A 13,440-nucleotide genomic window follows, 5' to 3' on the forward strand; every position below is an offset into this window, starting at 1 on the left:
CCTCGCCATATCCAATCGACCAAGAGAGGGAACGCGCACTCCTGTGAGGGAATAAAATTGTTGATTTCATATCTTGAATTATTTCATTTTTTATTTTTGGAGATGTCTATTAATTGAAACTCCGCTCTTAAAAACGCAGTTTTAAAAGTCTGAAGAAGGTCAATTTTAAATAAAACTGAAAATAGTTTTAATTGAAAGCCACGAATCTTTAATTTGTTGAGGGAATTAAACTCAATATTCGCCAAATAACTAAGTGGAGAAAAATTAAATTTAGTCCTTGGCCTTGCTATTTACTCTTTCCTTAATCCTTCCACTCACAGAACTTCAGATAGATAAAAAAAGCTGCCTATTTGGATTAATGATTCAATCATTAATTTCCTTATAGACAGCAAGTTCAGAACTGCAGATGGAGATACACCCTGATAGTTAAAAATGTAGATACCCCTGATGGATAACTCCTAGATGGACTAATTACCTGATGGTTTAACTCCCTAACGGTTTAGTCTCCACATCCCAAATACTAGAATTGGGGAGAGAATAGTAATAATACTACTAACACCTCACTTCCGGTTTTTGTAATCCATCAGGTCGTGCCTATGCTGTTTATATAATTACAGACTGATTCTTTGGAAGACAAGAGGGCTTTTGCAAAAACCCAGTTTTTACAGGTTGCAAGAGTATCAGTAGTTCATTCCAAATAACTAAACAGGGTTCATCTACTACTATGAAACAGAATATTATCGCTTTAGGGTTAATAGCCTCCGCAGGCTTGACGTTTTGTCATGTTCCAAAGGCCAATGCCTGGAATTTTGGCCTATCTAATAAGACGACTATTGAAGAGAGTCAAACAATTAGTTACGAGGCCACTAATGAGGACGGTGAGAGGGAAAAAGATGTAAACAGTGAAGAATAATAATGAGGAAAGCTGAAATAACTTCAGGAAGTTAGTATAGAAAAATTAGGCTTAGAGATAGAGATAGGTAGAACTCTCTGCTACGGATTAGAGTTCTACCTTGGATTATTCTAGTAATATGTTCTGATTAGTATTATCGACCAAAATGATGGACACAACAACTACTACACGCAGAAAAAGGGTTATTACGAGAACTGCAGAAAGAAGACAAGCAACCCCGAAAGAGAGACAGTTAATCCATTTGTTAGCTAATCTTGGATGTAGTTGCGCTAAGTATGCCTTCAAACACTCTAATAGCAAAGGAAAAATACCGCCTGAAAATCGAAAACGTTTGGCAGAGTGGCACTTTCTCCGATTACAGCAAATTCGTCGGGTGGAAAGAAGTCTTGAACCTGTCGCCCAACTTAAACGTGTTTATTATCGCAGTCAACTTAGCCCCAGATCCCTAAAATCTCTAAAACTATTATGGGTTGAGGATGAGAAACAAAGAGTTAAGCGACTCGATCCAGAGTTAGACGAACTTTTGAGTTTTACCCTTAATCTTGGAGATACCCTCAAGCAGATATTTCACACTATCGAATCTAAGGAAAGGGTATTCTCTAGAACTCCCATATCAGGGGTAGGAGTAGTACCACTATGGGTTAATGAGTGGGAAGAATCTGACTACGATATTAATTTCTTTCCTCCTTCCTTTCCAGATTGGGCCCAAGTTGTGGATGACTAATATCAGTTATCAGTTATCAGTTATCAGTTATCAGTACGGAGTGCTGAAGTTATAAGGTTGAAATACTTGAAATACTATTGATCATTGATAATTGATAATTGATAATTACCTCTGGTTTAACCATAGTTAAGAATGCTGTGATTTTCTGGTACAGTAAATTTTAGCTAAAGCTTTTATTACCAATAATCTTGATTCTGGTTTTGCCAATAAATCTGTTAATAAATCAACTTTTGAATCACTGAAATTTGCTAAAATTTATGCTGCTATTTCATGTGAATATACCGCTTCTAAACTAACAATTATATTTCCCATAAATTCTAGGACTTCTTCACTGTTAAATTCTGCCAATATCCTAGTCATAAACCAACGTTACTCTAGGTCTATTTCTCGATATTTAATAATTTCAATTAAGGGAGAGATAGCTGGTTTGCCAATTTGCTTAAACAGTTTATCAATATCCCATTTTTCTAGAAAATCAGCATTTTCCAGAACTTCTATTGCTAAGTTAATTACCACATCTAGATCGACATTATCATTTTGAACTGTTGAAGTAGTTTTCTTTGACTTACTCTCTGAGATAAATTCTGCTTTGGTGCTTCAGAAAATGAATTGATTATTGCTCTATACGCAATAGAAGGAATTTTTTACTACTCATCACCTCTGGCGGGGTTGCTTCAGAAAATGAATCTATTATTGCTCTATACGCAACAGAAGGAAATTTTTCCGACTCATCACCTCTGGCGGAGTGCTTCAGAAAATGAATATACTATTGCTCTATACGCAATAGAAGAAAAATTTCCCGACTCATCACCTCTGACTGGGTGCTTCAGAAAATGAATCTATTATTGCTCTATACGCAATAGAAGAAAAATTTCCCGACTCATCACCCCTGGCGGGGTGCTTCAGAAAATGAATCTATTATTGCTCTATACGCAACAGAAGGAAATTTTTCCGACTCATCACCCCTGGCGGGGTGCTTCAGAAAATGAATCTATTATTGCTCTATACGCAATAGAAGAAAAATTTCCCGACTCATCACCTCTGGCGGGGTGCTTCAGAAAATGAATTGATTATTGCTCTATACGCAATAGAAGAAAAATTTCCCGACTCATCACCTCTGACTGGGTGCTTCAGAAAATGAATTGATTATTGCTCTATACGCAACAGAAGGAAATTTTTCCGACTCATCACCCCTGGCGGGGTGCTTCAGAAAATGAATTGATTATTGCTCTATACGCAATAGAAGGAATTTTCCCGATTCATCACCTCTGGCGGGGTGCTTCAGAAAATGAATCTATTATTGCTCTATACGCAATAGAAGAAAAATTTCCCGACTCATCACCTCTGGCGGGGTGCTTCAGAAAATGAATTGATTATTGCTCTATACGCAACAGAAGGAAATTTTTCCGACTCATCACCCCTGGCGGGGTGCTTCAGAAAATGAATTGATTATTGCTCTATACGCAATAGAAGGAATTTTCCCGATTCATCACCTCTGGCGGGGTGCTTCAGAAAATGAATCTATTATTGCTCTATACGCAATAGAAGAAAAATTTCCCGACTCATCACCTCTGACTGGGTGCTTCAGAAAATGAATCTATTATTGCTTTATACGCAATAGTCGGCAAAATTTCCCGACTCATCACCTCTGGCGGGGTGCTTCAGAAAATGAATTGATTATTGCTCTATACGCAATAGAAGAAAAATTTCCCGACTCATCACCTCTGACTGGGTGCTTCAGAAAATGAATCTATTATTGCTTTATACGCAATAGTCGGCAAAATTTCCCGACTCATCACCTCTGACTGGGTGCTTCAGCAAATGAATCTATTATTGCTCTATACGCAATAGTCGGCAAAATTTCCCGACTCATCACCTCTGACTGGGTGCTTCAGAAAATGAATCTATTATTGCTCTATACGCAATAGTCGGCAAAATTTCCCGACTCATCACCTCTGACTGGGTGCTTCAGAAAATGAATCTATTATTGCTCTATACGCAATAGAAGAAAAATTTCCCGACTCATCACCTCTGGCGGGGTGCTTCATAAAATGAATATACTATTGCTCTATACGCAACAGAAGGAAATTTTTACGACTCATCACCCCTGGCGGGGTGCTTCAGAAAATGAATTGATTATTGCGACCTACGTAACAGTCGGAAAAATTTCCGACTCATCACCCCTGGCGGGGTGCTTCAGAAAATGAATTGATTATTGCGACCTACGTAACAGTCGGAAAATTCCCGACTCATCCTACTCCCTATTCCCTGTTCCCTATTCCCTGTTCCCTAAAACCAAAGAATTTTGTACCTCACGCTTTTTGGGAATTGCTATATTTAACGAATAATAGATAATAAAAACGGGGTTGCACATTAAAAAATGATCATAGATTTTCAACTGTACTTATGTTGAGGAAATAGTTATCCAAAAATATCTACTTTCGGGTTGATCACTCCTAATTGTGCAACGCCATAAAAACTATCTCTAATTATCAATTAAGCAGGTAAACAAAATTAATTACACATTTTAGAGTGTAAAACCCTTGCTCTATTAGGCATTATTTGTGTAAATAATTCTGTGTAGGTACTAATCAATTATCAATTATCAATTATCCATTATTCATTATCCATTATTAAAAATGTTTGATAATTGCATCAGCAAATTCAGAACATTTCAAAGCTGGCACAGGTGGTTCCATTAACCTTGCTAAATCATAAGTAACCTCACCATTAGAAATAGCAACCTCAAGACCTTTTTTAATCAAATCTGCCGCTTCTTGCCAACCCATATATTCCAACATCATCACACCAGAAAGAATCAAAGAACCAGGATTTACCCTATCTAAACCAGCGTGTTTTGGAGCCGTACCATGAGTTGCTTCAAAAATAGCACATTCATCACCAATATTAGCACCAGGACCCATACCTAAACCACCAACAATAGCAGCAGCAGCATCAGATAAATAATCCCCATTCAAATTCATAGTTGCCAGAATAGAATACTCCCCTGGTCGAGTTTGAATTTGTTGGAAAATACTATCAGCAATTCGGTCATTTACCATAATTTTATCTTTCCATTTTCCATCCCCATGACTATCCCAAATAGCTGCCAATACATCCTCAACTTCTTGACAAATTTCAGCCTTTTTTTCTGGAGTTAAAGCATCATAACCAGGATCAATTTTTCGAGCATTTTCCTCACTACTAATATTAGGATTTTCCTCCTTATTAGAAAGTATCCAAGATTCTCTTTCAGTCACACATTCTTGACGAAATTCAGTAGTTGCTAACTCATAACCCCAGTCACGAAATGCGCCTTCAGTGTACTTCATAATATTACCCTTATGTACCAAAGTCACCATTTGTTTAGACTTAGGTAAACGCAAAGCATTTTGGATAGCACGCTTTACCAAACGTTGGGAACCAGTTTTGCTCACAGGTTTAATACCAATACCAGAGTCGAGGCGAATTTGCTTTTTGCCATGTTCGGAAGTAGCAGGAATTAACTCTTTGTTTAAAATGTCAATCAACTTGCTAGCAATATCAGTTCCTTCCCGCCATTCTATTCCTAAATAAATGTCTTCCGTATTTTCCCGATAAATAATGACATCTAATTTTTCCGGTGTTTTGTGAGGAGAAGGCGTACCCGCATAATATCTACAAGGGCGAACGCAAGCATATAGATCATTAATTTGACGCAACGCCACATTTAGGGAACGAATACCCCCACCGATTGGAGTTGTCAGGGGACCTTTGATGGCAATACCAAATTCTCTAATGGCAGCAAGGGTATCTTCCGGCAAATATTGGAAAGTACCATATTTGTCGCACGCTTCATCACCAGCGTAGACCTTAAACCAGTTAATTTTGCGTTTATCTCCGTAGGCAGTAGCGATCGCTGCATCAAAGACTTTTTGAGATGCGGGCCATAAATCTACTCCAGTACCATCACCCCGAATAAATGGGATAATAGGGTCCTCGGGAACATTCGGTTGACCATTGCTGAAAGTGACTTTAGAACCTGTGGTTGGGGGAGTTATTTTTTCGTACATACCTTGATAGTCTTGGCTACAATACATTTCTTTGTGTCCAGATTATCTAATGTATAATAGTACATCTTTAAATATACATAAGATTTTTTTAGAATTTAAGTGAAGGAAGAGGAAAAAATTTAATTATTTTTGTAGATTTTTGCAGGAAAATAGTAACATAAATAGCAGAATTTTTACGAAGATAATATATGCGCAAAATTTGTCTTCAAACTATGAGATTATCTCTGCTAGTCTCTAATAAGGTGTTTATCTAATTAGATTATTATGGTTGATTTTAATTTTAATATTTCATCATTGACTCAAGGTTTTAATGCAGGTCTAAAAATAGCCGAATTAACTGGTTTTATAGAATCTTTAAATGTCAAAATAGACAAATTGATAAATTCAGAATTAAATTCAGGTATTAAACACTTAGAAAATAGTCAAAGAGCAAAGACAATTGAGAGAAAGAAATTTTTTGTAGATGAAGCATACAAGTGTTTTACAGATGCTCGAAATATGGAAAAAAATGAACGATTATTCTTAGCATATATTGGGTATATTTATTGTCTAGGTTGTATGAATGAAAAAGAAAATATGAGAGTCGCCCTCAAAGAGTTTTCATGCAAACATTTCCAGATTAATATTGGGAGTTCTAAAACCTTCAAAGAAGAAGTTGTGGATCTTTTTGTTTCTACTATACAATACTTACCTTTTAATTTAGAAAATTGTCAATTATTTGCAAAAGAAGTTGTACTTTTTGCTAGGTTGTTTTTGTTCTTATTATTTATTCAATACTTCAATCCTCAATACCTTAGACTTAGGATTAGGTATATAAGAAAAAAAAATGTAGAAACATTTAACGAACTTGAAAACAGAATCAACTTTTTTCAAAAACGAAAGATTGCACACAAACAGATAATCAAAATTGTCAAAAATTCCAAAACAAAACAAGTAGAAGATAGAGTTAAAGACTCAAGAAAAATACTAATGTTGATAGAAAAACAGATGCAGATATTTGAATTACAGAAAGAGACTTACTATTATGCCAATAAATTATGAGCGATCGCCTAAATAAACAAAAAAACTCAAGCAACATAATTACAAAAACCATAGCCAAAATCACCAAAGCCATAGTTTAATTATTTTTGTATATTTTTCCAGGAAAATAGTAATATAAATAGCAGAAATTTTAAGAAGATAATATATTTGCCAAATCAAATAAAGTATATGGTGTTTCTCAAGAAGCGTGAGGTAGAGTTGTTTTTCTTATATGAAAAACAAAAAATTGTGCAAATATGCGCATTTCCTCATCTCCTCATATAATTATCCAGATTTGATCTGATTTCTGATTCTTGAATAGACTTTGCTAGTCAACCAAGGCATGAATCAGAATATCTACAAGAGATTTTTGCTTAATTTCATACCAGAACTTTGTATCGACAATATCACATTTTGCACCAGCTTCAACAAGGCGATCATCAAGATAAGTCAAAAATTCTTTTGTAGCTGGATCTTCACCTATCTGTAAAAAACTAATTCCTAACTCATAACTATTTTCTGTACCTGGAATCAAATCAATTTTTTCAGTAGCATTTATAATTAGATTGCTAAGTGATTCTTGCTCCTTAGATATTTGATCTACTAATACTAAGATAATATCCCCATTTTGAGTTTGCTTGGCATCTCGGCGCTGAAAATAGTCATCAATAGCATCTTGAAGACTACTTACTAAATCCATTGTTTCTGGGGGATCTTTAATCTGAAATAGTTGGGCTAATTTTACGACTTCTGTGTTTGTATGTTTAATAAAAGGACTTGAGGCCAAGTAAACAGTAATTCCATCATTATCTAATGATTGACAACATTTTGCTAAATCAATTATTTTTGTTTGCGCTGCTAGCCAATGCTCATAATAAGGATGGGAAGGAGACCAGCTTACAAGACTTCTGGCGAAAATAAATGTATAGTCTCTATTTTCCAGCAACAAATGGTTCTCAGACATAGAACTTTTACCTAGGATTTTAGTGAGGAACAATATAGTTTAATCAAAAAACTACAGTTTATCAATGTTTTTCAAGCTTTTGTGAGAAAAAATCTATCAATATTCTAGCAATAGCAAGAATAGTGAAATCCTAAAAGCTTTTGTTGATGCAATCTTCGTGTTGTTTGAGTTTCTATCAATTATACATTTTGACTAAAAATTTGAGAATGCTGTACTGCCAGAACTGCCATTTGCAGATAAAAATATTGATATATATAGGTTTTAGCCCATATCAGTTAGTGCTGCCACATCAATAAAAAATAGCCTCTAAATATATGTATAGCACTACGCATTAAGGTTAGGACATTTCTAAATCCTGTTTGCGCAGCATGACCTAGGAAAAGCCTTGAAAAGTCTCCTGTTCCCAGTTAAGTGTTCCCTGTTCCCTTTTCAAGTAGCGTTATATATATTTGAATTAATTTATTATTTTTACTGTCACTTTACTGCCTTTTACTGCTACATTTGATTTTTTTAACAAAAAAGGCCATCTTTCTTAGATGGCCATTCATAGTATAAAAAAATAAATATACTAAAAAGATTATTTTTAGTTATATAAATCTCAATAATAATTAGTCTTACTTTCTGGGGAACGAAAACGAGAGAGCGATCGCTTTCAATAATGGATAATGGATAATGGATAATTACCTCTCCGTAAAAGGGAGAGGATTGACCAATCCAATAAGGAAAAAGTTTATTTTTTTCCCCTTTACCCAGGAGGCTTTAAACCTGAATTATTGAATTGTCAGGACTTACGCAAAATATTGAATTATACAGCAGATGTAGGGGCTTTCCGGCCGTTAGCTTCGCACAACTTTCCTACGGAATGCTCCGCAAACGTTAACGCCCCTACTAGGTATGGTGGTTATGCGTAAGTCCTGATTGTTTAATTGTTTAATTGTTTAATTATTTCGGTAAAAATAACAAACACCAACAACAAAAGAACAGTTATCGGCATGATTTGCTGTCGGTATGGTTCAGAATCTCCCTGGCAATATCTCCTAGACATAACCATAGACTCATATTCTGAATTTAGGCCGTCTAACGCACCCTACTGGACTGTTTCATCTTAAATAGTGCAATAGGCTTTTTTCTCCCTTACCACCTTGTCTTCCTTGTCCTCCTTGTCTTCCTTGTCTTCCCACAACCTAAAATAATCATGCACAGTTTTAGCTGAAACAGTCCACTACTGGACTGTTTCATCTAAAATGCTGCGGAATATGGTCCGGGTGGTCCGTGTGGTCCGTGTGGTCCGGGTGGGGAGGAAAAGATACCTAGAAACAAAAATAAGAGTGCACAGTTTTAGCTGTGTCAGTCTACTACTTGACTATCGAAAAATTATCAATATTTTTGTTGCGCGATCGCTAACTTTTTCACAAATCGACATTATCAACCAAAAAATTTGGATACAACTTGACGGTACAGAAGAAGGAATAGCAAATGAACTTGTCAAATTAGGAATTTCTCCTAAGCAAATTGTACTTGCCTACAAAACACCTGAACGACGCAAAATCTGTAATTTTGCTGTTTCTTAATAAAGCTAAAAAAATCAAAAATTAAGACTGTATAGGCTCAATTTTTTTTTATGCTACAGTAATTTCAGGAAATTATTTCACATCTTTTTTTGTCAATAATGATTAAAGTAAACGATATGACAACTAATAAAGACCCCCATGACTTAAATCGTTTTATTAGCGCTCAAGATAAAATCTATGAAACTGTTATCAAAGAGCTAAAAAACGGCAAAAAACAGACTCATTGGATGTGGTACATATTCCCTCAAATAGATGGATTAGGAACAAGTCCAACATCAAAACACTATGCCATAAAAAGTATAGAAGAAGCTCAAGAATATCTAAATCATCCTGTGCTTGGCAAAAGACTTTTAGAATGTGCAGAAATTGTTATTGCCCTTGAAGGAAAATCAATTTCAGAAATCTTTGGTTTTCCTGATGATTTGAAACTGAAATCTTCTATGACATTGTTTGCTCATGTAGCAAAACCTAGTTCCATATTTGCTCGTATTATTGATAAATATTTTGAGAAAAAAAAAGATGTAAAAACCCTTTATATATTAGGGTAAACATTTAATTTATCCTGACAAAATAATGAATTAATAACTCATGTAGCAATCCTAAATAGGTTGTAAGATTTTATCGTAGGGGTTTGGTTTCCAAACTCCTAAAGTTTTTTTCACGAATAATTTCATATTGCTATAACTAATAACTAATATAGTAGTCGAAGCAAAGATTAGGACACTTCTAAATCCTCTTTGCGGAGCATTTTCCTATAAGAAAAACCCTTTGACAGTTTACTATTCCCTATTCCCTATTCCCTATTCCCTAGCGCGGAGCGCTATAACTGAATTTAAACCAAACTATGCAGTTTTTCAGGAGTCAAATTAGAATTAACAACTTGACCATCAGTAAACCAAATTATCCGCTTAGTTTGTTTGGCAACTTCTGGTTCGTGAGTCACCATTATTACGGTAATACCACTAGCATTTAATTCTGTGAAAATATCTAAAACTTCCTGAGTAGTTTTAGTGTCTAAAGCACCCGTAGGTTCGTCCGCTAATAATAATACTGGACGGTTAACAATTGCACGAGCGATCGCTACTCTTTGTTGTTGCCCTCCTGATAGTTGATTGGGTTTATTATTCATCCGATTTTCTAATCCGACTTGCTTTAAAGCTGCTGCTGCTCTTTCCCTTCTTTCTTTACCCGAAATTCCAGCATAAAGCATTGGTAAAATGACATTATCAAGAGCAGTCATTTGAGGTAATAAATGAAATTGCTGAAAGACAAATCCGATTTTCAGATTACGAATTTTAGCTAATTCTTTTTCTGAGGTATTAGCTATGTCTAAACTGTCAAGATAATAATTGCCTGATGTGGGGCGATCAAGACAACCGATAATATTCATGCAAGTAGATTTACCGGAACCGGACACTCCCATAATAGAACAATATTCTCCTGCTTCTATAGTTAAAGTAACGCTATTTAAAGCACGAACTTCTACATCGCCCATAAGATAAATTTTAGATACATTTTCTAAACCAACGATGACTGTTTTTTGGGTTTTATTCTCTGGAATAATTACCGAGTTATTTTCAGATGATTTGTATTGCATAGTCACTGGAATTTTAAAAAAAAGTAAGGTAAAATCACTTCAATTGTTGATAGGAAAGCAATTAATTATACTTGCATCTACTTCCAAAGGAATTCTAAAATTAGCAGGACTTACGCAAATTCTTAGACAGTACGCTATCCGTAGAGGGCGAATGGCATTCGCCCCTACTAAAATATGGCGCTTCTGCGTAAGTCCTGATTAGCTTGGTGTTGCACAAAAACTTTTTGATTCTCTTGTAGCTATTAAATAGTAAATAGTAAATCATTTTTTTTTGCTCTTTTGTTTTCCATTTTACTTGATTTTTTTCCAAAAGTACAGTTATTCAGTAATTGTTTTTCTGTGCCATAATTCTCCAAACTTTTCAATAGTTCCTTTTAAGTAACTATATGAAAAATTTGTGCGTACTTGTCATTATTTGGGTTTTTATTATACTTTTAACAATAGAACTCATAAAACAGTCAGCAACCCGTGCTAAAGCTAACAGGATTTCAAGCCTCAAGGCGATAGCTTGCTGATGTGCCTAAGTCTTAAGTGGCTGCGTTTTGCAAAAGGAGATAAATATGACTTACGAAAACTACACTACATTCAACGCGACAAAAGACGGAGCAGTCCTTACTGTTACTTTTGATTACCCCCCTGTGAATGTTCAAGGTATTCCGATGCTAGACGATCTAAATCGTTTGGCGGAAACACTTGAGGGCGATCGTAGTGTTAAGGTTGTTGTTTTCCAGTCTGCGCACCCAGAAATTTTTGTGGCGCATGCTGACACGAATTTCCTGAAAGATATGTCTACGACAGCAGTATCACGTGACGAGGTAGAACTACTCTATCTACAGACTACGCTGGAGCGTATCAGTAAAATTCCACAGGCAACTATCGCTAAGATCGAAGGGTTCGCACGGGGTGGGGGCCATGAATTTGCCCTAGCCTGCGATATGCGTTTTGCAGCTCGTGGTAAGGCAAAGTTCATGCAGATGGAAGTTGGTATGGGCATTCTGCCTTGTGGTGGTGGTGCATCACGCATGGCTCGTCAGGCAGGTTTAGGACGTGCATTGGAAATTATTTTAAGTGCCCGTGATTTTGATGCTGACGAAGCAGAAGCCTATGGCACGATTAATAAAGCTCTTGATGCTGACAAAATTGGTGCTTATGTGGATGAGTTGGCAAAACGCATCGCTCATTTCCCGGCTGATTCGATTAATGCTTGTAAGCAGGCTGTCTATGCTTCAATCGACAAGCCAATTGCAGATGCCCTGAAAGAAGAAGCTTACTGGTTGTATCAGGCAACAAGTAAAACACCAGCAATTAAGCGTTTCCAAATCGCAGATGACAAAAATTTTGAAAATGATATGGAAAACCAGCGTAACTGGGAGCAAGGGGTGATCGATATTCAGGAGATTCAATAAAGTTGTAGCAGTAAAAGGAAAAGTTAGGGCATTTATAAATCCTGTTTGCGGAGCATTTCCGCAGGAAAAACTCTTTTAAAACTTACTATTCCCTATTCCCTCTTCCCTAGCGCTATATATTGACAAAAATTTAAAATGCTGAAACAAACAACAAATCAATTAGGATTCCAATCTATTAATAAGGGCTATAATTCAGTATTTCGTTTGGGACGATTGAGTCTTGGATTAGTAGTCCCAATCGAGACTTACTCATCAGGGGCAGTGCCTTCCATGGTTCGACACATAGAACGAGTGCAATTGGCAGAAAAACTAGGATTTTCTGCTGTTTGGTTGCGTGATGTGCCGTTCAATGTACCTTCTTTTGGTGATGCTGGGCAAACCTACGATCCTTTCGTTTATTTAGGTTTGCTGGCTGGACAAACTGAACGCATCGCACTGGGGGTTGCCAGCGTTATCTTACCACTGCGTCATCCTGCCCACGTTGCCAAGGCTGCTGCTACTGCAGATGTGCTATCAGGTGGCAGGGTGATTTTAGGTGTTGCTTCAGGCGATCGCCCAGAAGAGTATCCCGCACTTAACCTATCCTTTGCCGATCGCGGCGAACGGTTTAGAAATAGTTTCGAGTATATAAAACGGATGAGCGAGGTGACGCCAGTTTTTGAGAATATCTACGGTAAACCTCATGGCGGGATGGATATGCTGCCAAAACCAGTATCTGGTAAACTACCACTTCTGATTACAGGTGGTAGTCAACAAGATACTAAATGGATTGCTCAAAATGGAGACGGTTGGATGATCTATCCGCGCAATATTGCCATGCAAACCCAGATTGTGTGTAATTGGCGCTCGCAGCTAGAAGAATTAGGAAGACCGAACCAACCTGTTATGGAACCACTTTATATTGATTTGGTTGAAGATCCCGATACACCACCGCTACCTATTCATTTAGGATTGCGGTTGGGAATTAAGCACCTTAAAAGCTATCTGAAATTGCGAGAAGAGATCGGGATTAATCATGTTGCGCTGAACCTGCGCTTTAACCGAGCCAATATCGAAACAACATTAAAACGATTGGCAAATGATGTATTACCAAACTTTACTTAATAAATTTAATAGGACTTACGCAAATTCTTAGACAACACGCTATCTATAGAGGGCGAATGCCATTCGCCCCTAAGAGGTATGGCGGTTCT

14 protein-coding genes are annotated in these 13,440 nt (G+C 36.5%); 10 read left to right on the forward strand and 4 right to left on the reverse strand.

What is annotated here, in order from left to right; translation table 11 throughout:
* Positions 1 to 1,058: 1,058 nt before the first annotated feature.
* Positions 1,059 to 1,637, forward strand: coding sequence for a hypothetical protein (locus F6K40_RS06720; RefSeq protein ID WP_293133151.1), 579 nt, complete (start codon positions 1,059 to 1,061; stop codon positions 1,635 to 1,637).
* Between the two features lie 369 nt (positions 1,638 to 2,006).
* Here F6K40_RS06720 and F6K40_RS06725 read toward each other — a convergent pair whose 3' ends face one another.
* The gene (locus tag F6K40_RS06725; RefSeq protein WP_293133154.1) at positions 2,007 to 2,153 is read right to left on the reverse strand and encodes a hypothetical protein; all 147 of its coding nucleotides are present in this window, start codon (positions 2,151 to 2,153) and stop codon (positions 2,007 to 2,009) included.
* 93 nt (positions 2,154 to 2,246) lie between these two features.
* Between F6K40_RS06725 and F6K40_RS06730 the strand changes: the two genes are divergently transcribed.
* The 4 genes from F6K40_RS06730 (at position 2,247) to F6K40_RS06745 (ending at position 3,232) form a co-directional block, all read left to right on the forward strand.
* Positions 2,247 to 2,474 (forward strand): hypothetical protein, encoded by a 228-nt coding sequence (locus tag F6K40_RS06730; RefSeq protein WP_293133157.1) that lies wholly within the window; start codon positions 2,247 to 2,249, stop codon positions 2,472 to 2,474.
* Positions 2,475 to 2,546: 72 nt separating this feature from the next.
* Positions 2,547 to 2,702: a hypothetical protein gene (locus F6K40_RS06735; RefSeq protein ID WP_293133160.1), complete on the forward strand. Its 156-nt coding sequence runs from the start codon at positions 2,547 to 2,549 to the stop codon at positions 2,700 to 2,702.
* A gap of 84 nt (positions 2,703 to 2,786) precedes the next feature.
* Complete coding sequence (locus F6K40_RS06740) at positions 2,787 to 3,005, forward strand: hypothetical protein (RefSeq protein WP_293133163.1); 219 nt, start codon at positions 2,787 to 2,789, stop codon at positions 3,003 to 3,005.
* A gap of 8 nt (positions 3,006 to 3,013) precedes the next feature.
* Positions 3,014 to 3,232 (forward strand): hypothetical protein, encoded by a 219-nt coding sequence (locus tag F6K40_RS06745; protein ID WP_293133166.1) that lies wholly within the window; start codon positions 3,014 to 3,016, stop codon positions 3,230 to 3,232.
* Between the two features lie 1,038 nt (positions 3,233 to 4,270).
* On the opposite strand, the gene F6K40_RS06750 is transcribed toward F6K40_RS06745, so the two are convergent.
* Positions 4,271 to 5,689, reverse strand: a complete 1,419-nt coding sequence (locus F6K40_RS06750; protein ID WP_293133203.1) for an NADP-dependent isocitrate dehydrogenase — start codon at positions 5,687 to 5,689, stop codon at positions 4,271 to 4,273.
* Positions 5,690 to 5,953: 264 nt separating this feature from the next.
* Between F6K40_RS06750 and F6K40_RS06755 the strand changes: the two genes are divergently transcribed.
* Entirely contained in the window at positions 5,954 to 6,730 is a 777-nt protein-coding gene (locus F6K40_RS06755) for a hypothetical protein (protein WP_293133169.1), read from the forward strand.
* 307 nt (positions 6,731 to 7,037) lie between these two features.
* On the opposite strand, the gene F6K40_RS06760 is transcribed toward F6K40_RS06755, so the two are convergent.
* Entirely contained in the window at positions 7,038 to 7,673 is a 636-nt protein-coding gene (locus tag F6K40_RS06760) for a vWA domain-containing protein (protein ID WP_293133173.1), read from the reverse strand.
* 1,256 nt (positions 7,674 to 8,929) lie between these two features.
* Between F6K40_RS06760 and F6K40_RS06765 the strand changes: the two genes are divergently transcribed.
* On the forward strand, positions 8,930 to 9,244 hold the full coding sequence (locus F6K40_RS06765; RefSeq protein ID WP_293133176.1) for an element excision factor XisI family protein: 315 nt from the start codon (positions 8,930 to 8,932) through the stop codon (positions 9,242 to 9,244).
* Between the two features lie 116 nt (positions 9,245 to 9,360).
* Positions 9,361 to 9,792 (forward strand): DUF1810 domain-containing protein, encoded by a 432-nt coding sequence (locus tag F6K40_RS06770; protein WP_293133179.1) that lies wholly within the window; start codon positions 9,361 to 9,363, stop codon positions 9,790 to 9,792.
* Positions 9,793 to 10,076: 284 nt separating this feature from the next.
* On the opposite strand, the gene F6K40_RS06775 is transcribed toward F6K40_RS06770, so the two are convergent.
* Entirely contained in the window at positions 10,077 to 10,841 is a 765-nt protein-coding gene (locus tag F6K40_RS06775) for an ABC transporter ATP-binding protein (protein ID WP_293133182.1), read from the reverse strand.
* A gap of 560 nt (positions 10,842 to 11,401) precedes the next feature.
* Between F6K40_RS06775 and F6K40_RS06780 the strand changes: the two genes are divergently transcribed.
* Positions 11,402 to 12,247, forward strand: a complete 846-nt coding sequence (locus F6K40_RS06780; RefSeq protein WP_293133185.1) for an enoyl-CoA hydratase/isomerase family protein — start codon at positions 11,402 to 11,404, stop codon at positions 12,245 to 12,247.
* Between the two features lie 135 nt (positions 12,248 to 12,382).
* Positions 12,383 to 13,351 carry an LLM class oxidoreductase gene (locus tag F6K40_RS06785; protein ID WP_293133188.1) on the forward strand — a complete coding sequence of 323 codons (969 nt, stop codon included), beginning with the start codon at positions 12,383 to 12,385 and terminating at the stop codon, positions 13,349 to 13,351.
* The last annotated feature ends 89 nt before the right edge of the window (positions 13,352 to 13,440 follow it).

It is taken from the genome of Okeania sp. SIO3I5 (assembly GCF_010672085.1).
Classification (GTDB): domain Bacteria; phylum Cyanobacteriota; class Cyanobacteriia; order Cyanobacteriales; family Microcoleaceae; genus Trichodesmium.